The sequence below is a fragment of the Vreelandella venusta genome (assembly GCF_015689495.1).
Taxonomy (GTDB): domain Bacteria; phylum Pseudomonadota; class Gammaproteobacteria; order Pseudomonadales; family Halomonadaceae; genus Vreelandella; species Vreelandella venusta.
Map to the genome: position 1 here is coordinate 3,071,478 of NZ_CP065135.1, position 21,428 is coordinate 3,092,905.

16 protein-coding genes are annotated in these 21,428 nt (G+C 57.6%); 9 read left to right on the top strand and 7 right to left on the bottom strand.

Going from position 1 to position 21,428, the window contains the following annotated elements; all coding sequences use genetic code 11:
- Positions 1-29: 29 nt before the first annotated feature.
- Positions 30-800: a transporter substrate-binding domain-containing protein gene (locus IR195_RS14455; protein WP_089039402.1), complete on the top strand. Its 771-nt coding sequence runs from the start codon at positions 30-32 to the stop codon at positions 798-800.
- A gap of 320 nt (positions 801-1,120) precedes the next feature.
- Here IR195_RS14455 and IR195_RS14460 read toward each other — a convergent pair whose 3' ends face one another.
- Positions 1,121-3,850 (bottom strand): AAA family ATPase, encoded by a 2,730-nt coding sequence (locus tag IR195_RS14460; RefSeq protein WP_206047909.1) that lies wholly within the window; start codon positions 3,848-3,850, stop codon positions 1,121-1,123.
- A 215-nt stretch (positions 3,851-4,065) separates the two neighbouring features.
- On the opposite strand from IR195_RS14460, the gene IR195_RS14465 reads away from it, so the two are divergent.
- The 4 genes from IR195_RS14465 to IR195_RS14480 all read left to right on the top strand — a co-directional run bounded on the left by IR195_RS14465 (position 4,066) and on the right by IR195_RS14480 (position 9,665).
- Positions 4,066-5,358, top strand: coding sequence for a serine hydrolase domain-containing protein (locus IR195_RS14465; protein ID WP_206047910.1), 1,293 nt, complete (start codon positions 4,066-4,068; stop codon positions 5,356-5,358).
- Entirely contained in the window at positions 5,355-7,031 is a 1,677-nt protein-coding gene (locus tag IR195_RS14470) for a ShlB/FhaC/HecB family hemolysin secretion/activation protein (protein WP_206047911.1), read from the top strand. Before IR195_RS14465 ends, IR195_RS14470 begins: the two co-directional genes overlap by 4 nt.
- Before the next feature lie 57 nt (positions 7,032-7,088).
- The gene (locus IR195_RS14475) at positions 7,089-8,717 is read left to right on the top strand and encodes a serine hydrolase (protein ID WP_193084817.1); all 1,629 of its coding nucleotides are present in this window, start codon (positions 7,089-7,091) and stop codon (positions 8,715-8,717) included.
- A 129-nt stretch (positions 8,718-8,846) separates the two neighbouring features.
- Positions 8,847-9,665 carry a TraX family protein gene (locus tag IR195_RS14480; RefSeq protein WP_125750262.1) on the top strand — a complete coding sequence of 273 codons (819 nt, stop codon included), beginning with the start codon at positions 8,847-8,849 and terminating at the stop codon, positions 9,663-9,665.
- Between the two features lie 53 nt (positions 9,666-9,718).
- Here IR195_RS14480 and IR195_RS14485 read toward each other — a convergent pair whose 3' ends face one another.
- Positions 9,719-10,801, bottom strand: a complete 1,083-nt coding sequence (locus IR195_RS14485) for a 5-(carboxyamino)imidazole ribonucleotide synthase (protein WP_241006842.1) — start codon at positions 10,799-10,801, stop codon at positions 9,719-9,721.
- Between the two features lie 123 nt (positions 10,802-10,924).
- On the bottom strand, positions 10,925-11,437 hold the full coding sequence (purE, locus tag IR195_RS14490) for a 5-(carboxyamino)imidazole ribonucleotide mutase (protein WP_125750268.1): 513 nt from the start codon (positions 11,435-11,437) through the stop codon (positions 10,925-10,927).
- A gap of 218 nt (positions 11,438-11,655) precedes the next feature.
- On the opposite strand from purE, the gene IR195_RS14495 reads away from it, so the two are divergent.
- From IR195_RS14495 to IR195_RS14510, 4 genes are all read left to right on the top strand, one after another.
- Positions 11,656-11,928: an XRE family transcriptional regulator gene (locus IR195_RS14495; RefSeq protein ID WP_089039409.1), complete on the top strand. Its 273-nt coding sequence runs from the start codon at positions 11,656-11,658 to the stop codon at positions 11,926-11,928.
- Positions 11,929-12,183: 255 nt separating this feature from the next.
- Positions 12,184-12,960, top strand: coding sequence for a sulfate reduction electron transfer complex DsrMKJOP subunit DsrO (gene dsrO, locus IR195_RS14500; protein ID WP_125750271.1), 777 nt, complete (start codon positions 12,184-12,186; stop codon positions 12,958-12,960).
- Positions 12,944-14,131, top strand: a complete 1,188-nt coding sequence (nrfD, locus tag IR195_RS14505) for an NrfD/PsrC family molybdoenzyme membrane anchor subunit (RefSeq protein ID WP_206047913.1) — start codon at positions 12,944-12,946, stop codon at positions 14,129-14,131. Before dsrO ends, nrfD begins: the two co-directional genes overlap by 17 nt.
- Positions 14,124-17,219 (top strand): molybdopterin dinucleotide binding domain-containing protein, encoded by a 3,096-nt coding sequence (locus tag IR195_RS14510; RefSeq protein ID WP_206047914.1) that lies wholly within the window; start codon positions 14,124-14,126, stop codon positions 17,217-17,219. The genes nrfD and IR195_RS14510 overlap by 8 nt, the downstream gene beginning before the upstream one ends.
- 19 nt (positions 17,220-17,238) lie before the next feature.
- Here the strand turns inward: IR195_RS14510 and chrA are convergent, their stop codons facing one another.
- From chrA to IR195_RS14530, 4 genes are all read right to left on the bottom strand, one after another.
- Complete coding sequence (chrA, locus tag IR195_RS14515) at positions 17,239-18,432, bottom strand: chromate efflux transporter (protein ID WP_206047915.1); 1,194 nt, start codon at positions 18,430-18,432, stop codon at positions 17,239-17,241.
- A 573-nt stretch (positions 18,433-19,005) separates the two neighbouring features.
- Positions 19,006-20,682: a dihydroxy-acid dehydratase gene (gene ilvD / locus IR195_RS14520; protein WP_120386581.1), complete on the bottom strand. Its 1,677-nt coding sequence runs from the start codon at positions 20,680-20,682 to the stop codon at positions 19,006-19,008.
- A 127-nt stretch (positions 20,683-20,809) separates the two neighbouring features.
- Positions 20,810-21,100 (bottom strand): helix-turn-helix domain-containing protein, encoded by a 291-nt coding sequence (locus IR195_RS14525; RefSeq protein ID WP_241006732.1) that lies wholly within the window; start codon positions 21,098-21,100, stop codon positions 20,810-20,812.
- The gene (locus tag IR195_RS14530; protein ID WP_038477087.1) at positions 21,097-21,417 is read right to left on the bottom strand and encodes a type II toxin-antitoxin system RelE/ParE family toxin; all 321 of its coding nucleotides are present in this window, start codon (positions 21,415-21,417) and stop codon (positions 21,097-21,099) included. Before IR195_RS14530 ends, IR195_RS14525 begins: the two co-directional genes overlap by 4 nt.
- Positions 21,418-21,428: the final 11 nt, after the last annotated feature.

Here is a 21,428-nt window from a genome sequence, read left to right on the forward strand (position 1 = left end):
AGTGAACCTGCTTTCTACGGAGTATAAGAATGAAGAAATTACTAACAGTATCTGTGCTTGGTTTAGCCATTGCCGCGGCCTCTTCTGCCCAGGCGCGGGATTACGACCATGTACGTATTGGCGTCGACGTTCCCTATGAACCAATGGAATACCGCACCGCCGATGGTGAACTGACTGGTTTTGATATCGACCTGGGCAACGCCCTATGTGATCAGATGGGTGTGACCTGTGAGTGGGTCGAGCAAGAGTGGGATGGCATTGTTCCTGGCCTTTTATCACGCAACTACGATGCCATTATGTCGTCGATGACCATCAATGAAGAGCGGCGCCAGACACTGCTCTTCTCCGACCCCTATATCACCATGCCCGGTGCTTGGTTCGCTCCAGCAGACAGCGACCTAGAAGAGGCTACAGTGGAAACCCTTGAGGGTTTATCCATTGGCGTACAGCGCGGCACCACCTATGACAACTTCGCCACCGATACCCTCGGCGACACCGCGACTATCAACCGCTACTCCACCGCCGATGATATGGTGCTGGATATGGACGCCGAGCGTCTGGACGCTGTCTTCCTGGAGTTTTCAGTAGGCAAATCTACCCTACTTGAAAACGAAGATAGCGACTACAAAGTAGTCGGCGAGATGGTTACCGAGCCCAAGGAAGTTTTCGGTGAAGGTTTTGGTATCGCCTTCCGCCAGCGTGACGAAGCACTCGCTGAGAAATTCAACGAAGCCCTTGCTGAATTGAAAGAAAACGGCACTTACGACGAAATTTTCGCTCGCTACTTTGGCGAAGAGTAAGCGCTAGCAGCCTGTGTATGCCTCCCCATCTCGGGGAGGCTTATACCGCGAGAAGCTATCATGCACACTTTTCTTCTTTCAGCGCCCTTCTGGTTGCAATTGCCAGCTCTAGGCGCACTCCCCCCAGGTACTAGCGGCGATATCGCCTGCTTTTATCTGAGCGAATGGTTCGACGAATAGCCTTCCCCTCTTTGCCCCCAGTGCCACCTAACGCCTCTAGCGTGATTGTGTAATGCACAATTTTGAACACAAAAGCTGAGATTTAATTGCTGCAAAGCGACTCGTTCCGCAACTGCCGAGGCCAACTTTTGTACCCGCTCTCACGTGACCAGTTCGATCCTGCCCTGCGCCCGCGCTACGGCTTCGGCATGGGCGAGCGCTCGGCTGGCAATATCGGGGCGACCCGCCTTTTGAGCCAGCCCAGCGCGCAGTCGGTGAAGCTCGGCCAAGTACCAGCGTTCGCCGCTCGCCCGGACGATCGCGAAAGCCTGACGCAAGGCATGCATTCCAGCGACTGGATCACCCATATTTCCCGCGACCTCTGCGGCGAGCCCGTGGCCAAACGGTAGCGTGACCCTCACGCCCATCGAGTTGAAAGCCGAGAGCCCCGCTGCAATCCGCGAGGCCCCGACTGTATCGCCGGCCATTGCCTGCGCCCAGCCCGCCAGCATCTCACCTGCGTCGCCCCAAACGGGCACCGCCTCACTCCGGCACAGGGCAACAAGCGCTTCAGCCCGCTCGCGGGTCAGTCCGACATCGCTACGGAGACGCGCACAGACCGCCCCGCACCAGAGCATCTGGGCGCGCCCAAAGGCGGTGCCCAGTCGGTCGGCGCGCGCACTGCCAGCGGTAAAGTGCCGCTCAGCCTCTGCCGAGGCGCCAGTCAGTTCAGCGACACAGGCCGCGTACTGGCGACATACAACCTCTGGGTCCTCACCGAAGAGGACATTACCGTTCTGTTCGGCATGGCGGGGGGCGATTTCCAGCACGGCGGCGATTTCTGCGGCGCAAGCCGGTAAAGCGCCGGTGAAAAACCGAGTCTGCCCGACAGCGTTATGGGCTACCATCGCCATATGTGCTGGTGCATGCCCTGCGAGAGCCTGCAGCCCTAGCGCGAGATCTTCGGCGCGGGTCAGTTCAGCCCGCGTCAGGTGATCGTTCCAAAGCCCTGCGAGAACCGGGATCGTCGTAGCAGGATCGCCGACCTCGGCAGCTAGTTGCCCCGCGCGGCGGTAAACCTCCCGAAGCTCTTCCGCAGTAAAGCCATCCGAGACAATGAGCGCCGCGCCAAGCCCAAGCAGGGCATCGAGTTCAGTCGCGCGGTCGGCCTCAGGGTTCGTCGTACCAGCCCCGCTGCCTCGGGTCAGCAGGTCCCGTGCTCTGCGGAACTGCTCTGCGGCATCCATGGAGGCACCACGCGCCTGCGCACGCCACCCCGACAGCACACGATAGCGTGCGGCCCGCGGCCAGTCGGCGCCGCGCTCAAAGTGATCGGCCAGTACGGGGGCAATCTCACCCGCTGCATTACCGTGGCTGGCCTCCAGCCGCAGACCGACCTTTCGGTGCGTGCCTTGCCTGTTCGCTGCCGGCAACCCATCGTAGAGCGCTTCGTGATGTAGCGCGTGCCGGAAGGCATAGCGCGTGGCCACCGATCCGGCGGGTCGATAGCTGAGGCCCGCACGGGTGATGAATCGTCGGTTTCGGGCGAGGAGTTCTAGCTGCCGCTCCGCCGCCTCCACCCCGTCGCGGTTGTCGGCCAGGTCAATCGCGGAAAAGTTCGATCCCGCTACACTGGCGGTTTCAAGCAAGCTGCGCTCCTCAGCCAGCAGGCGGCTAGTGCGTTCAGTCTCGATCAGGGTACGGACACTGGGGGCGATGGCTGCGACCAACGCTTCAGGAGAGCTGGAAAGCTGCCAGCCAGTCTCGTCGCGCCGCACAAGACCTTGCGCCTGCCAAAAGTCTGCCGCCGCATCAACAAGCATGGCATGACCCTCGGTTCGGTAGGCAAGAGTCTGAGCCAAATCAGGAGGAAAAGCGTTACCCTGGAAGCGCTCTGCAAGGCATCCAGACACTGCCGCCTCATCGAGACCACCAAGGGTGATCAACCTGCAGTCTGGCTGCCGACTTAGCTGACTCAGTGTTGCCGCAAGCGTTCCAGCGCGGTCTAGTTCATCATCGCGATAGCTACCCAGCACCAGTAATCGCGCCGGAGTGCGTTGTAGCCCCCAAGCCGCTAGCCAAGCTAGCGTACTGGGGTCTGCCCAGTGCAGATCCTCAAGCACGAGAATACCAGGGCGGCCACGGGTCAGCCGCTCCATCAGCGCGGAGAATTCCCGCAGCATTGAGTCGCGGCGAGTACGGTCCAACGCTTCCGCCTTCGAGCGACGCCCAGGTTGTTGCTTGACCCAAGAGGGAGCGACGAGTGGCAGAAGTCGCGCCAGCGTCCCCCCCTCAGGCCCGGCCATAAGTTGCGTCAACACATCCATCAGCAGCCCGTAAGGCTCGCGTGCGCCAGGGTGCGCAATGGCCTGTCCCCAGGCGACCCACAGCGGTGTGCGCTGGGGTAAACCAGCCTCAAATGCTTCCAGAAGGCGTGTCTTACCGGCCCCTGCCTCGCCCGAAATAAATGCCAGCGCCCGTCGACCGCGCTTGGCGGCGTCGGCCCTTTCGCTTAGAACTTCCAGCTCTTTATCCCGCCCGAGGCAGAGTACTGTCGATGCCGTTATAAGATCCTCAGACGCAGCGCCGATCAACGAGATCGGACGCGTCAGCCGGTAGCCCCGGCGACCCACTGTCTCGATCAGCCCGGCGTCTTGGGCGCTGTCGTCCAGCATCCGGCGCAATTCGCGGATGCACTGTTTGGGGCCTGCCTCGTTGCCATGGCTATTGCCCCATATCATGCGCCGCAAATCAGCCGTGCTGACCACTTCGCCTTGTTGCTCCACCAATGCCACCAAAACAGACAGCGTCTTGGGACGCAGGCGCATCTGTACTTCGCCGCACAGCAAAATGCCTTCGCTTAGGTTTACCTTGATATCTTTCGAAATCATGCCGTAGGGGGCCTCGGAACTGACTACCCCAGGCCGTAGCGCACGAATGGCGGCAGCCGTTAGGTAAAGGGCATAAGCGGATTAGTAAAGCGCAAATTATACCCACATTGCACCTTAATTGAACTTTACATTTGTTTGTTTGCAATCATAAATGGGCTATCTTCGCTTTCGAAGCAATCCAAGTAGCAAGTGCATAACAAACAAGGGACAGGCACATGACAGCGATCAGACTCCATCACAGAACGGCCCGCCAGTTTCGGCCCAGCCTCTCGGTCTGTGCTGTGGCTTTTGCCCTCGCGGCCCCGGTTACAGCGCAGGCTCAAGATCAGGCGCAGCAGTTCTGCGTGGCCGACCCGGCAGCGGTAACGGCTCGTGCAGCCATCACGCTACCCGACACGCCGCTGCCTGAGACGCTGGCCGACGCCCTTGATGCGGCCGCGCTTGGGGCGCTGGACGGGGCCGCTGCGCCGGGGATTATTGCGGGCGTTGTCACACCCGAGGGCAGGTGGAGCGGTGCTTGGGGCGTTGCGGACCCCGAAACCGAGGCTGCGATGGAAGTCGGCATGCATACCCGGATCGGATCGATCACCAAGACCTTCACCGGTACCGCCCTGATGCAACTGGCCGAAGCTGGCAAGCTATCACTCGACGATACGATCGACCAGTATGTGTCCGGCATTCCCAATGGCGATATCATCACCCTACGCCATCTGGCCAGCATGACCAGCGGCCTGCTGAGCTATACTCAGGCGGACCCTTTCCTTGATCAGTTCTTCGCAGATCCTAACTTGCCTTATACGCCGCAGGAGCTGCTCGATTTTGCCCTCCCCGGTTCACCGATCTTTGCGCCGGGGGAGGAATTCAATTATTCAAACACCAATACCGTGCTGCTGGGCCTCGTGATTGAGCAGGTGACCGGGCAAGATATCGATACTGTCTTTGCTTCGATGATCCTGGAACCACTGGGCCTGACAGAGACCATCGGTCCTGACGGTGCCACCCTTATGCCGACGCCTTATCCGCAGGGATTTACCCTGCAAGGTGATGCTGCCACGCCGACAGCGCCTTCGAACGCGACGCATTGGAATCCGTCTTGGGGATGGACAGCGGGCGGAATGATCTCAACTCTCGACGACCTGCTGGTTTATGGGCGATCCCTCGGCACAGGCAAAGGCCTGTTAAGCGCCGAGACACAGCACCAGCGCCTGCGGTCCTTCCCCGAACCGGCAGGCTACGGCATCGCCATGGGATGCGTCGACGGCTGGGTCGGCCACACGGGCGAACTGCCGGGTTACAACACGACGGTGTTTTACGACACGACGACAGACACGACGGTAGTCGTCCAGGCTAACAGCGACATCCCTTCGGGCGATTGCGGGGATGAGGACGTGCTACCGAATAACCCCGACGAACTTGCGTGCAGCTCGCCCGCTAGCCGCGTGTTTGAGGCGTTATCCGTCGCCCTCGGGCATCCGTTTTCTATGCCACCGACGGTTCCGGCAGAGTGAGCGCGTTAACATTGCAGCTCCATCCCAGCTGCTCCTCACCCCTTCGCTTGGGCGCACTGGCACTGCTTTGCGCCTGTTACGCGGGCCCGGCCTTTTCACAGGGCTTGCCGAACGTCGACCGTATCCTCTCCGAGCAAACTGTCATTCTACAACGCTATGAACCGCCGCCACAGGTGGGCAGTGTCGCCATTGGCGTGCAGGACGAACGAGACAAGATCGACTTAGATCGCGCCAAAAGCATCCGTTTTCGCTTGAACTCGGTGCACATTGATGGCGCGCGGACTCTACCCTTGCCGGCGTTGACGCCAATCTGGCAGGGCAAAATCGGCACCGAAATTACGCTAGCTGACCTTTACCGCATGGCAGATGCTGTTGACGCGGCCTATCTCGCTGCGGGCTATTTTTCCAAGACAGTGGTGCCGGTGCAGGATTTTTCTGACGGACAGATCCAGCTGCAGGTATTCGAAGGCTATGTCGACCGTATCGAGATCAACAGCAATATCCCCGGCATCGAGAACCGACTGTCCCCTTACCTGCAACGTATTCTCGACATGCACCCGATTCGGGTAAAGGCGGCCGAGCGCGAACTATTGTTAATGAGTGATCTTGCCGGACTGTCGATTGAAGGCACATTTGTGCGCCCCGAAGGCGCGACGGGCGGCGGAGTGCTACGGCTGGAGGTCGCACAGCATCGCAGCGCAGGAATGATCGGGCTCGATAATCTGGGGTCCGACGCCGTTGGCCCACTACAAATGGCCAGTATGGTGACCCTAAACGATGTTCTGCGCAGGTTCGAGACCACCAACCTAACCGGCGTCATCACACCGCAACACCCTGACCGGATGACACTGCTTCAAATGATGCAAAGCTATCCGATCAGCTCGAACGGGCTTAGCGCGGGCTATAGCGTTGTTTATCTGCGCCAACACCCCGACGGAGGAGCTGGTGCGCCAGACATCGATGTGACATCAGCCATAGGCACGGCGTTTATGTCCTATCCGTTTCTGCGGACGCTGGACAGGTCGCTCTGGGGGCAGGCTGAGCTGACGGTGCGTAACGATGACGTGGACGTTTTTGGCTCGGCCGCTGCCCGCAGCCGGATCCGCTGGGCGACGAACTCACTGCAATATAGCCAGAGCTTTGAGACCTCCGAGATCAACCTCGAAGGAGCGTTGAATCTCGGCACGAACTCGGATATTGATCTGGGCGCGGTGCCGGATGACTTCCACTTTGTTACCGCCGAACTGGACTATACACAGGCGTTCAGCGAGGCGACGACAATGACATTGTTGGCTCGCGGCCAGTACTCTGGCAGGCCCCTGCCGGGGGCTGTTCAGTTCGGCATTGGCGGCGAGACTTATGGCAGAGCCTTCGATAGCGGCACCATCTCTGGCGACAAAGGTGCAGCGGCCTCGGCCCGAGTAAGCCACGAGGTCGATATCGGGCTGGCACTCCTGCCCACGCTTTCAACCTCGGCCTTCGTGGATTACGGCGCAGCCTGGTCCGACGACGTCGCCGGACACATGTATCTTGGCTCCTATGGAGTGGGCCTTGGTGGAACGTTAGAGGAACGGCTGAATTTCCAAGTTATCGGTGCGCTTCCTTGGACCCGTTCTGACATAGTGGACGACAAGGGGGGCAAACTAATTTTCCAACTGGCAATGCCCTTCTGATCCGCTAGGAGGTATCGCCTCACCTGTCGCGCCACCCATCCCACAGGAGATCCTGACATGACCACATCGAAAGCCGCACGCCCCCTTCTGACCTCGGCCTTGAGCGCTCTTAGCGCTGCCGCCGCATTGCTTGCGTTCAATGCTCCGCTCCATGCGGAGACGCTGCCAGCCATCACCTTGCCGGACCCGGCGATCTCTCCTGCGCGGGTGAACCTACTGCCAGTGCCGCAGGCACGGATCGATGAGGCGGTCGCTTCGCTGGATGAGTTGGCACAGGATATGTTGGAGCGAACCGGGGTACCGGGCCTCGCCGTTGCCGTGGTACATGGGGAAGAGACACTGCTGATGCGCGGCTGGGGGCTACGGGCGGAGGGCGCGGAGGAACAGGTTGATGCGGATACGGTCTTTCTGCTCGCTTCGTTATCCAAATCTGTCGGAGCCACGGTGGTGGCCACGCAGGTTTCGCAAGGGACCGTCAGTTGGGATGATCCGGTGCGCAACCACTTACCGTGGTTCGACCTGGGCGATCCCTGGGTCAGCAATCATGTCACCATCGGGGATCTCTATGCGCACCGCTCGGGCCTGCCGGACCACGCCGGTGATGATCTCGAGGATATAGGCTATGACCGTCGCGCTGTACTGGAGCGGCTGGCGCAGCTGCCCATGGGGCAGTTCAGAGCCGATTACGCCTATACGAATTTCGGCCTGACGGCTGCCGCAGAGGCGGTAGCCACCGCAACCGGCAAGGACTGGTCAACGCTCTCGGAAGAGGCGCTCTATGGTCCGCTCGGCATGGAGGCAACCAGCTCGCGCCACTCGGATTACATGGCGCGCGATAATCGCGCCGCTAGCCATGTGCCGGATGCCAACGGCTTCCGAGTGGCAGACCTGCGCCAGCCCGATGCGCAAAGTCCGGCGGGTGGGGTAAGCTCCAGCGTGCGAGACATGGCGAAATGGATGAAGCTGGTGCTCTCCAACGGGCGCTTTGCAGAGCAGCAACTGATTGCGCCCGAAGCGCTCGTGCCCGCGCTTTCACCACATGCCATCAGCAGCCGCCCCGGTGACGCGGCCGATCGGGCTGGTACCTATGGTTACGGATTTGGCGTCGGGGTGCGTCCCACTGGGCGTGTCGTGGTGAGCCATTCGGGCGCCTTCGCTTTTGGTGCGGCGACCTCCTATTCGATGCTGCCGGACCTTGGGCTTGGGATCATCGTGCTGACCAATGCCACCCCCACGGGTCTCCCCGAGGCGCTGACGGCCAGCTTTCTTGATCTGGCAGAGTTTGGTGTGGAACAGCGCGACTGGCTGGCGGCCTACGGGCCACGCATAGCACCGCTCTCTGCCCCGGCCGGAGATCTGGTGGGTGTGACACCTCCGACTGAGCCCACCGAGGCCCGACCTGCCGACGCTTATGCAGGGGACTATGGCAATGCCTATTTCGGGGCGGCTGAGGTGCGTGAGACCGCTGACGGTTTGGTACTCGAAGTTGGCCCCGCGCCACAGCACCTGCGGTTGACCCACTGGGACGGCGATCGCTTTGTCGCCTTCCCGGTGACAGAGAACCAACCAGAGGGCTCGGTTTCGCAGGTTGAATTCACCATGGGTGCGGATGGAAAAGCAGAAACGATGACCGTTGAGCATCTTAACGAGGCGGGCCTTGGAGAATTTCAGCGGCCATTTAGCTGAAAAGCTCTGTCACCCCTAGCACTTAAACTAGTACTTAAACTAGTACTTAAACTAGCACTTAAACCTGCACCGAACTTGCTCAGTCAAATCGAGTCTGTAATCCAGTAAGGAAACTCACAAGGAAGTCTAATGGCTGAACAAACCACTGCAAACGTCTCCGCCGAGGCGGCTTACGATGCGCGCCCCTCGTCTCATTGGACCGCCTGGGGTCAATGGCTGGCGCTATTCACCATGACCGTAGATCACCTTACTCGCTATGTGTTGCCGGGTGACTGGGACTTAAGCTGGGCAGGCTCGTCCATTGGCCGTATCGCCTTCCCCTTGTTTGCGGCAATGGTTGCCTGGCACGGGCTGTTTAATACCCGTAACCCACTACGCTACTCACGCCGCATACTGGTCATTGGTTTAGTGGCTCAGTTGCCTTATATGCTGATGCCACGCGCGTCTGACGATTTTATTCTTAATGTCTGCTTCACGCTTGCCTGTGGCTTAGCGCTGGGCGCACTGGTTCGCCAAGGTTGGCAGCATTATCAACAGCAGACGCTAGGATTAGCTTGGCTAATGCTTGGAGCAGCGGTAGGCGTCACCGTTTGGTATTTGTTGGGGTTCTGGGTGGAGTACGGCCATAACGGTTTGCTACTGATTCCGCTATTAATGTTTGCCATGCAGGCGCTTAACGAAACCCGCGACGCGCTAAAATCGCGCTTGTGGGCAGGTTTAGCCGCATTTCCCGCACTTTGGATAGCCGGTCAAATGAATGCCTCAGACATGGCAAAGTCGTTTACCGTTGGCACCTGCGTGGTGATATTGATGCTAGCAGCGGGCGCTGCCCAACGCGTGCCCCCCGTAGCCCTGGCCATGCCACGCCGTCTATGGCTTGCTTGGTATCCAGGACACTTTGCTTTAATTGCGCTCTGGCTACTACTTAGCGGCCAACTGGCGGGGTAATCAACGACGAAGCCGCCCTAATCGGGCGGCTTCGTAGTGATAATCCATCAACGTTACAGTGAGCGCTCGAAACTCCACGCCACCGACGGCGCATCAGGAAGCAGTGCCTGACAAGCACGCACTTTTTCAAGCAGCTCGGCATGCGTGTCAGCGACTACATTGACATGTGCCAGCTTGCGCCCTGCCCGCTCTTCCTTGTCATAGCGATGCAGATGAGTATTGCCAATCGCCAGCAGAGCGGCATTGTCACCTTCCTGGCCAATGACATTCACCATGCAAGTAGGCGCAATAGCCTGGGTGCTGCCGAGCGGTAGGCCCTGCACAGCGCGCAGATGGTTTTCAAACTGGCTAGTGACCGCACCATCCATGGTCCAATGGCCAGAATTATGCACGCGTGGAGCCATCTCATTAGCCAATAGGCTGCCATCCCGCGTTTGGAACAGCTCCAGCGCCATCACGCCCACGTAATCCAGCTCATCCAACAGCATGCGAATGTAGCTATCGGCTATCTCTTGAACGCTGGTAGCTAAATCCGGCAGCGGCGCAACGGAATAGCGCAAAATGCCATCTACGTGTTGATTTTCCGCCATGGGATAAAACACCACATCCCCATCACGACCGCGCACGGCAATCATCGAGACTTCCCGTACAAAATCAACAAACGCTTCTACGATCAATTGGCGATGACCAATGCTCTTCCATGCCTCTTCAGCCTGCTCCGGCGCTTTCAGCACCGCTTGCCCTTTACCGTCATACCCCTCTGTCACTGATTTGGCGACCACCGGGCAGCCCAGCTCATTGGCTGCCGCTTCAAGCTGTTCGGCACTCTCAACGACGCGGTAGGCAGGTGTCGGAATACCCAAGCGATCAAATAAGGCTTTCTCTTCAACACGGTTTTGGCAAACGGCAATCGCCCGGCTTCCTGGGTAAACGGGTTTGTGCTGTTCAATTTGCTCAACCAGCGCTACGGGCAGATGCTCAAACTCGTAGGTTACTACATCGACCTTATCGAGAAACTCTGCCAAATGCTGGTTATTGGGATCGATAACAACGTCGCCAATGCCCGCACTCGGGTTGCCGGTCGTGTCTAAAAAGGTGAAGCGGTTACCTAGCGGATAGCCAGCCAATGCCAGCATACGACCAAGCTGGCCTGCACCGAGCACACCAATGTTCTTAGCGATGCCAGCGCTTTTCGAACTACCAGCACTTTTCGAACTACCAGAGCTTTTCGAGATACCAGAATTCATGGCCAGGATTCCTTAATTCGCTTCCGCATCGGGGCGAGGGTCTGGGTTATCCAGCACCATTTGGGTTTGCTCAGCGCGGAAAGCCTCAACCGCTTCACGCACGCTGGTGTCATGCAAACCGACAATCTGTGCTGCCAACAAGCCTGCATTGGTCGCGCCTGCTTTACCAATCGCCAGTGTGCCAACAGCGATGCCACCGGGCATCTGCGCAATTGAAAGCAATGAATCCAAGCCTTTAAGCGCTTTGGATTCCACTGGCACGCCCAGCACTGGCAACGCCGTTTGAGAAGCCACCATGCCGGGCAAATGGGCAGCACCGCCCGCTCCCGCCACAATTACTTGCAAGCCACGTTCAGCGGCACTTTTAGCATAGTCAAACAACAAGTCAGGGGTACGATGAGCGGAGACGACGCGGGTCTCATAAGGGACGCCCAGCCGCTCTAACATCGCCACCGCGTGTTCCATGACGGGCCAATCAGATTTCGACCCCATGATCACGCCCACTTTGGGTGCGCTGTTCGACATGCAAAAACTCCTCGGCCAAAGGGCCTACTAAAGCAATCAAGCGTTTAATGTGCCGTGTGCCGCAAGCGGCTCACCAGGAAATTAGAAGGCGCATAGTCTACCAGAGCTAGTCGCTTAGAGCGCGTTTGTAAATAGATCGAAATTTTAATCAAAGTAGCATTGAAAAGCGCGCGACTTGGCGGCATTGTGTGTTTGTCATTTCAGACTGATGGAGTCCCATGAGTACGGCATACTCAACTGCTCACGCAGAAACGCTAGATCCTCCGCGAAGCAGCCCTGACCTCGATGTCAGGGATTTAGAAAAACGTACGCGCCTTATGCGTATCATTACCCGCCTGATCGCCGTATCAGATCTGGGAAGCCGCGAAATAGCCCGCCGGGCGGGGCTTCCAGTACAAAAGATCAGCGACCTGCTCGCCGGAAGGCTAGAGCACCTAGATATTGATGAACTCAATGTCTTGCGTCGCACGTTAGAGCTGGAGACGCCATAGCAATAGTTGCTACCTAACGTAATCATTCATCCCCTTTGTTTGCTAACAGGCTTGCCCGCTGGGCAGGCCTGTTTTTGTTTCAAAACAGCCAATTAGCGTTCCAGGATTAAGGGAGCATTAAGAAACTCTCGCTAACCCATTGACACATATCAACTTTTTATAATACCAAAGGCGTAACCTTAGCGTATCCAGATCACTCGCTGTGAAACAACGACTTGTTTCTACAGCAACATCTTTATCAGCTAAGGAGGCGTTATGGACGCCGTTCGTCGGTCGTTGCTAGGCCAATTGGCCCGACTAAGCGCGGGCGCTGCGCTAGTGCCGCTATCCAGTCTTGCTCAAGCTGGCATTAATCAGCAGCCTGCCCGCCGCGAGGGCGACCCTAGCAAACGCTACGGCATGCTAATCGACCTTCGCCAATGCATCGGCTGCCAAGCCTGCACGGTGTCGTGCCATATCGAGAATGCTGCACCGCTTGGCCAGTTTCGAACCACTGTCTCTCAATACGAAGTGCAACACCAAGAAAGTGGTGAACTGGCAACGTTTATGCTGCCGCGGCTATGTAACCACTGCGAAAATCCGCCCTGTGTGCCGGTTTGTCCCGTTGAGGCGACCTATCAACAGCAGGATGGCATCGTTGTCGTCGATAGTGACCGCTGCGTCGGCTGTGCTTACTGCGTCAACGCCTGCCCCTACGATGCCCGTTTTATTAACGAACGCACTCAAACTGCCGACAAATGCACCTTCTGTGCTCACCGTTTAGAAGCAGGGCTACTGCCTGCCTGCGTTGAAAGCTGTGTGGGTGGTGCCCGCATTATTGGCGACATGCGCAATCCAGACAGCCAAATCAGCCGTCTGATCAACGAGCATCGCGACGCGCTCATGGTGCTTCAGCCAGAAAAAAACACCCTTCCCCAAGTGTTCTATTTAGGTATGGACGAACGATTCACTACGCGCCCCGTGGCAGAACCCGTGGCGCTTGAAGTGCTCGACCCACACGGCCAGGAGATGGGCTATGAATTCCACCATTGAACTACTCGCCCCACGCTATGACATCGCCTGGTATCCCTGGGCAGTGCAGTACTTTTTTATGATTGCGGTCTCCTACGCCAGCCTTTGGCTGGCAGCGCCCGCACTGGTGTTTGGCAAGCAATCCTGGTTGCCTACAGCACGTCTGGCAATGATCGCCTGCGTCAGCACAACGTTAGTCGCGCCGGTGGCCTTATTGGCAGATCTACATCAGCCACTGCGCTTTTGGCATTTCTACGCCTACGCCAATACGCATTCGTGGATGTCGATTGGCAGTGTGGTGCTGCCGCTGTATCTGGCCAGCGTTTTAGGCTTCGCCTGGCTGGCTTGGCGACCCGCGCTGCAGGCCCGGCAACAGGCAGCGGGGCTGAGCGGGTTGATCGCCAAGTGGCTGAGCATGGGCAGTGGTGCGACACCCAAAGCGCTGGTGGCTCTGGTGGGATTAGCCGCCCTGGTACTATCAAGCGGCATTATGCTCTACACCGGAGCGGAGTTAGCTATCGTCAAAGCCCGCCCGTTATGGAACACCATTTGGCTACCGCCCATGCTGGTAGCGAGCGGATTTATTGCCGCCGCTGGGTTAATACTGGTCCTCAGCCGCGTGAGCGGACTCTGCGCGCCCGCCGTTATCCGGCAGATGCTTTATGTCTTGCTAGTCTTCTGTGCGCTAGCGGGGCTTATCGCACTCAGTTGGCTATTAGACGGCCTGAATGCCCACGTTGGTTCAGTAGCGGCGGCACTGGAGTCTGTCCGTTTCAGCCCCTCTTGGCGCAACACCGCACTTTGGGGTGGCCTTACCGGCGTAGCGCTATTCGTCAGCGTGGTATTTCTGTTAACACGTTCGGCTCAGCGCCAGCCAGTACTGTTTGCCTGGGCATGGTTGCTAGGGCTGGTGGCTATCCACATGGGCTGGATGTTCCGCTGGGTAGTGCTGATGGATGTTCAACATGTGGCTCGTAACAGCGCAGGTTTCCATCATTACGGTATCCCTGCTGGTTCTTCCGGCATTTTAGGCATTGTCGGCACTTTCGGGCTGTGGCTGGCGGCCATTTTATTGATCGAACTATTTATTCCATGGCGACAGGCTCAACAAGGTAGCCAGCTACCAGGCAACGCCCAGGATGCATCCCGCTCCCCACTCACTGCTAACAAAGGAGCGCCTAGTCATGGCTAAGTCCGCTCAAGATCCCTCACGCCGTCGCTTTCTAAAAGGCGCCGCTGCCGCTGGCGGTGCCGCTACCTTTGCCGTGGGCTACGCCGACCCGCTGGCTAAAATGGCCAAAGGCATTACCGGCAGCGCAGGTGAAAAACCGCAGCATAATATTCATGGCAATTCGCTGACGCCTGAATATCGTGTCGATTTAACAACCGGCGAACTAACCCTCACCCCCGATCAACGGGTGGCTTTTACTATTTGCTACGGCTGCACCACCCAGTGTGGAGTGCGCGTGCGAGTCGATGACACGCGCGGCGAAGTGCTACGAGTAGCTGGCAACCCCTATCATCCGCTTTCTGCCGATGACCATTTGCCAATGCGCACACCGGTGGAGGATGCATTGCGCAGCGTGAGTGCTTACCAAGAACACGGGCAAGTTAACCGCTCCACCGCGTGCGCCCGTGGCAACGCAATGATGAGCCAGATCACCAACCCGTTCCGTATTGATCACTGCCTTAAACGGGTCGGTGAACGAGGCAGTCGCGAGTGGCAAAAAATATCGTTTGAGCAACTTATCGAGGAAATTTGCGAAGGAGGCGATCTGTTCGGTGAAGGAAAGGTAGACGGCCTGCGTGACATTCGCGACCACGATACGCTGATTGACCCCGACAACCCTGAGTACGGCCCAAAAGCTAATCAGTTGATGGTCATGGAAGCCACTGACTACGGACGCTCGGATTTACTTAAACGCTTCACCTTGAACGCTTTTGCGACCCGCAACTATGGCCATCATGGCGCTTACTGTGGCCTAGCGTTCCGCATGGGGTCTGGAGCAGTGATGAATAACATCGTCACGAACGCTCACGTAAAGCCAGATATCCAGAACGCACGCTTTATCATGTATATCGGCTGCGCCCCCAGCCAGGCAGGTAACCCATTTAAACGCCAAGGCCGCTTGCTTGCACAGGCACGCGCCGCCGGCACGCTGGAATATGTGGTGGTGGACCCCGCGTTGAACGCTGCGACTTCCCATGCCGCCGACAACAACCGCTGGGTGCCGATCCGTCCTGGCACCGATAGCGCCTTTGCCATGGCGATTATTCAGTGGCTACTGGATAACGACGGTTATGCCAAGGAATTTCTTGAACTACCCGGTCAAGCCGCCGCCGATGCAGCGGGGGAAACCACCCACTCCAATGCCACCCATTTAGTGATTGATACCTTCGAGCATCCGCGCCGAGGCTACTTTTTGCGCGCCAGCGACCTTGGTTTTGCCGAGCCAGGTAGCGATGCCGACATCCCCGTCGTGGTGTCAGAGGGCGACTTGGCACTGAGCGAACAGGTAATGACCGCCGACCTGTTTGCCGAACGCCCAGTCACCCTGGCGGATGGCACCACCGTCACCGTCAAAACCAGCCTAGCGCTGCTGCGCGAATCCGCCAATCAGTACGACCTAGACACCTACGCTGAACATTGCGGCATTGCCAAAACAACGATCATCGAGCTGGCTCAACGTTATGCTAGCCATGGCAGGAAAGCCGCCGTTAACTGCCACGGCGGCATGATGTCAGGCAATGGCTTTTACGCCGCGTTTGGCGTGCAAATGCTTAACCTGTTGGCTGGCAACTACAATATGAAAGGTGGCAGCGCCGTGGGCGGTGGAACCTATAACGGCACCGGCGAAGGCCCCCGCTACGACCTCGCCAACTTCCCAGGCAAACGCGGGCCCCAAGGCGTGTTCCTCTCCCGCTCACGTTTTCCCTATGAGAAATCATCGGAGTACCAGCGCAAGCTCGCGACAGGCGAAAACCCCTATCCCGCGAAGGCACCCTGGCGTTCACTGGCACCGCCAACGCTCACCGAGCACTTACCTTCCGCACTGGATGGCTACCCCTACCCGATCAAAGCGGTGATTGGCTGTATGGCTAATCCAATTTATGGTCAAGCGGGCCTGAAAGGAGTAATTGTCGATAAGCTGAAAGACCCCAAACGGTTGGGCCTCTTTGTTGCCATCGATGGGTTTATCAATGAAACCAATCGCTATGCCGACTACATTGTGCCTGATTCGGTGATGTACGAAGTCTGGGGCTTTGCAGGCTCCTGGAAAGGCACGCTGGGCAAACTCTCCACCGCTTGCTGGCCAGTCGTTGAGCCCCGCCAGCAAAAAACCGCCGAAGGCGAGCCGGTTTCTATGGACAGCTTCTTTATCGCGGTTGCTAAACGGCTAGGACTGCCAGGCTTCGGCGACAACGCCATTCCCGATGCCGACGGCAATCTCCATCCGCTCAACCGCGCTGAAGACTATTACCTACGGGCGGCCGCCAATATTGCCTTTCAAGATGAACCACTGCCCGAAGCGAACGCCGCGGACATTACTCATGGCGGCATTACCCCGCTGCTGCCTAAAATCGAGCGTACACTGAAAGCCGATGAGCGCGGCCGCGTTGCCTACCTTTACGCTCGGGGTGGGCGTTTCGAAGAGGCAAGCGAACACTTTGTCGGCGAGCACCTGAAACATCAGTGGCAAAAAACGCTATGTGTGTATAACGAAGCGGTGGGCACCAGCATTGATACTACTAACGGGTTACCCAATAGCGGCGTGCCCTGTCACAAGTTGCCACAGCTCGCCAACAAGCAGCCCATGCGTGAGGTGTTTTCAGAGCAGGAGTGGCCGCTGCTGGCGTTTTCGTTCAAGTCCAACCTGATGAACTCTTACGCCATTGGTAACGAGCGGCTAAGAATGATCAAGCCGTATAACCCGGTACAAATGCACCGCCAAGATGCCGAGCGCTTCGGCATCCAGCATGGCGACACCATCCGCATTGAAAGCCCAGGCGGAAGCATAGTGGGGCTTGCGCTGGTGAGCGAAAGCGTTGTGCCCGGTGCATTAGGCATTGAGCACGGCTACGGGCATAAAGACTTAGGTGCCACGCCACACATCATTGACGGTCAATCCCAGCCAGATATGCCCTGGATGCGCGCCGGCATTAACATCAACGACCTAGGCTTTCAAGACCCTACGCGGGAGGTCGGCGGCACCTGGCTTGAACCGATTAGCGGCGCCAGTGTGCGCCAAGGTCTTCCGGTAAGAGTAAGCCGCGTATAAACAGACTGGGGTAGTGATGCTACAGCGTGATCACTACCCCACCCAAGGCGATGACGATCACCACAATCCACGCCGGTAGCTTCCAGACGGTCAGCAGTAAAAAGCCCGTCAGCGCCAAAACAAATTCATAAGGCCCGATAATCGCGCTGGTCCATACCGGCTGATAAAGCGCCGCGCCTAAAATACCCACCACTGCCGCGTTAGCACCGCGCATCAACGCCTGAGCGCTCTGCCAACGGCGAAAATGATTCCAAAAGGGCAACACGCCCACCAACAGTAAAAAGCCAGGAATAAAGATCGCCAATAGCGCCAGCAGCGCACCAACCACGCTATTGATACCGGGCAACAGCGCGCCCAAGTAAGCAGCAAAGGTGAATAACGGGCCGGGCACCGCCTGGGCAGCCCCATAGCCTGCCAAAAACTCATCTGCGGTAATCCAGCCAGATTGCACCACTTCCGCTTCCAGCAGCGGCAGCACCACATGCCCACCGCCAAATACCAGCGCACCAGAGCGATAAAACGCATCGGCCACTGTTAGCCACCCAGCGCTGCCTGCCATTAGCGGTAGTACTATCAGCAGCACAGCGAACAGCCCCAACGCCATCGTGCCTGCACGGTGAGAGACTGGAAACTGCAGTGGCTCACTGGGCGTAACCGCGGCAATACTGCGGCATAGTGCCAACCCGGCGATACCGCCTAGCACAATCGCAGCGACCTGCCCCAGCGGCCCACTGACCATAACGACTACAAACACCGCCGCCAGCGCAATTCCCACCCGGGTTTTATCAGGGCAAAGGTTACGCGCCATGCCCCACACCGCGTGGGCCACAATGGCTACCGCGACAACTTTTAAGCCATGAATGATGCCGCTGGCAATCGGGCCATCCAGTACCGCCGCGCCAAACGCGAACAGCACCAGTACTATGGCGGAAGGCAGCGTGAATGCCAGCCATGCCATGGCCGCCCCCCAAGGCCCGGCGCGCATTAATCCCAAAGCAAAGCCCACTTGGCTACTGGCAGGCCCCGGCAAAAATTGGCACAGCGCCACAAGATCCGCGTAGGCGCTTTCGCTTAACCACTGTCGGCGCTCCACAAAAGCCGTTCGAAAATAGCCCAGGTGAGCCACCGGCCCGCCAAACGAGGTCAGCCCCAAGGCTAAAAACGCCCAAAACACCTCGCTTACCCGCTCGTTCAGATGGTGCTTTTCAGCCATAGCGTAAGCTTCCCCATGTGGACAAAAGGCCTAACCTACCGATTAAAGCTGACACAGTGATGACAGTGTGCACGATTATCCGCTGGGGCTTCATCAACGCGGGTGCGCTGACGCTTACATCGCGCTACAAAATCTGCTTATTCAATGAATTAAGTAGCGCGTGGTAACGAATCTCGCGAGGCACGAGCGAATGAGGCACCCGCGGGCTGATCCAGGCACTGACACTTACACCGCGCTACAAAATCTGCTTACTCAATGAATTAAGTAGCGCGTGGTAACGAATCTCGCGAGGCACGAGCGAATGAGGCACCCGCGGGTTGATCCAGGCACTGACGCTTACACCGCGCTACAAAATCTGCTTATTCAATGAATTAAGTAGCGCGTGGTAACGAATCTCGCGAGGCACGAGCGAATGAGACACCCGCGAGCTTATCCAGGCACTGAAGCTTACACCGCACTACAAAATCTGCTTATTCAATGAATTAAGTAGCGCGTGGTAACGAATCTCGCGAGGAACGAGCGAATGAGGCACCCGCGGGCTGATCCAGGTACCTTCACGTATTGAGGTGCAGGTTAATCGGTTACCGCACCCGTACTGGCAGAACTGACCAACTTAGCATACTTGGCCAGCACGCCTTTGCGATAACGCGGTTCTGGCTGCTGCCAGGCGGCGCGGCGGCGCATCATCTCTTCATCGCTGATGTCCACTTCAATGGTGTCGGCCTCGGCATCAATAGTGATGGCATCGCCATCCTGCACCAGCGCCAGCGGGCCGCCATCGAAGGCTTCCGGTGATACGTGGCCAACCACAAAGCCATGGCTGCCGCCGGAGAAACGCCCATCGGTAATCAACGCCACATCATTTCCCAGGCCACGCCCCATAATCGCAGACGTTGGCGTGAGCATTTCGCGCATGCCGGGGCCACCTTTTGGCCCTTCATAACGAATCACCACCACATCGCCCGCTACTACGGTACCGTCATTAATGCGCGCCTGAGCCTCTTCTTCAGAGCCAAACACCCGCGCCGAACCGCTAAAGCGCGTACCTTCCTTACCGGTAATTTTGGCCACTGCACCTTCCGGCGCCAGGTTACCAAACAGAATGCGCAGATGGCTTTCGGCTTTAAGCGGGTTACCCAGCGGCGCAATAATCTGTTGATCCATGGGGTAAGGCTCAACCTCTTCCAGGTTTTCGGCCAGCGTCTTACCGGTCACTGTTAAGCAGTCGCCGTGCAGCAACCCAGCATCCAGCAAAATTTTCATCAGCGGCTGAATGCCACCAATCGCCACCAGCTCGCTCATCATATAGTGGCCACTGGGACGCAGGTCAGCGACCACCGGTACGCGCTTGCCGATCTCGGTGAAGTCGGCAAGGGTCAGTTCCACGCCAATGGTGCGCGCCATGCCAATCAAATGCAGCACCGCATTGGTAGAACCGCCCAGCGCAATCACCACGGTAATCGCATTCTCAAACGCTTCGCGGGTCATGATGTCAGAAGGCTTAATGTCACTGGCCAGCAGTGCCAGTACGGCCTCGCCCGCCGCTTTACAGTCATCGCGCTTATCTTGGGAAATGGCGTTCTGCGCCGAGCTGCCCGGCAGGCTCATACCCAATGCTTCAATGGCAGACGCCATGGTATTGGCGGTGTACATACCGCCACAGGAACCCGGGCCAGGAATCGCGGTTTCTTCGATGTTTTTAAGCTCGATCAGATCAATATCACCACGGGAGTGCGCGCCCATCGCCTCAAATACCGACACGATATCGGTATGGCCTTTACCGGGCATAATGGTGCCGCCATACACAAACACGCTGGGACGATTCAGCCGTGCCAAGCCCATCACGCAACCCGGCATATTTTTGTCGCAACCGCCAATCGCCACCAGCCCATCAAAGCCTTCACAGCCCGCCACGGTTTCAATGGAGTCGGCAATCACCTCGCGGGAAACCAGCGAGTACTTCATGCCTTCAGTACCGTTAGCAATGCCATCGGAAATAGTGATGGTATTAAAGATCACCCCTTTACCACCCGCCGCATCGGCACCGTCACGGGCGAACTCTGCTAACTCACCGATGTGGCTATTACACGGGGTCACCATGCTCCAGGTAGAGGCAACGCCCACCTGAGGCTTGGTAAAGTCATCGTCGTTAAACCCCACCGCCCGCAGCATTGCGCGGCTGGCCGCCTTGCCAGGGCCATCCACCACCTGGGCTGAATGGCGGCGGGTATTATTAGTCGGCTCGGTCATGGGGAATTCCTCTTTGCTTGACTCACATCGCGTTACGCACGGTATCCACATAGCTTGGCGATGCCATGGCGTTCACGCAAGCAAAGATGACAAACCCAAGTGGCTCACTTATAGCGTACTATTTACGTTAAATAGCGGTTTTATGCCGCTGAGCCTGAACAGACAGCTCAAATCCGCAGGCATCCGCATAACGTTGCAGCGTTTTCCAGCCGGGATTGCTATCTCCACGCTCTAACCTACTGATGTTACTTTTCTGGGTATGCAAGCGCTTGGCTAACTCTTCCTGAGTTAAGCCAGCACGCTGACGCATAGAAATAAGCGTTGCCGCCAGCTCAAACTCTGGCGCCAAACGCTCATACTCTGCTTTCACATCAGGGTTTTGAAGCGCCTGCTCTTTCAATGCTTTTAAGTTAATCACGACTGCACCTCGCGCTGTCTTGATCGAGCCAACATCAACGCCTGACGAGGCGTTTTTTGGCTCTTTTTGACAAATGCATAAAGAATCACGACCTGTCGTCCATGCACATAGCAAAACAAAGAACGCCCGATGCCCTCTTTTGCTTTTGCTCTGATCTCGAAAAGACCATCGCCCATCGACTCTGTATGCGGTGGCCCTAAGTTCGCGCCATGCTCCTCTACCATTTCCAGTAACCGGAGCATTCTAGCTTGTATTTTTGGCGGCATGCCGAGAATCTCTTTCTCTACGCCGGGATAAAAACTAACCTGCCATTCCATAGCCAAGCTCC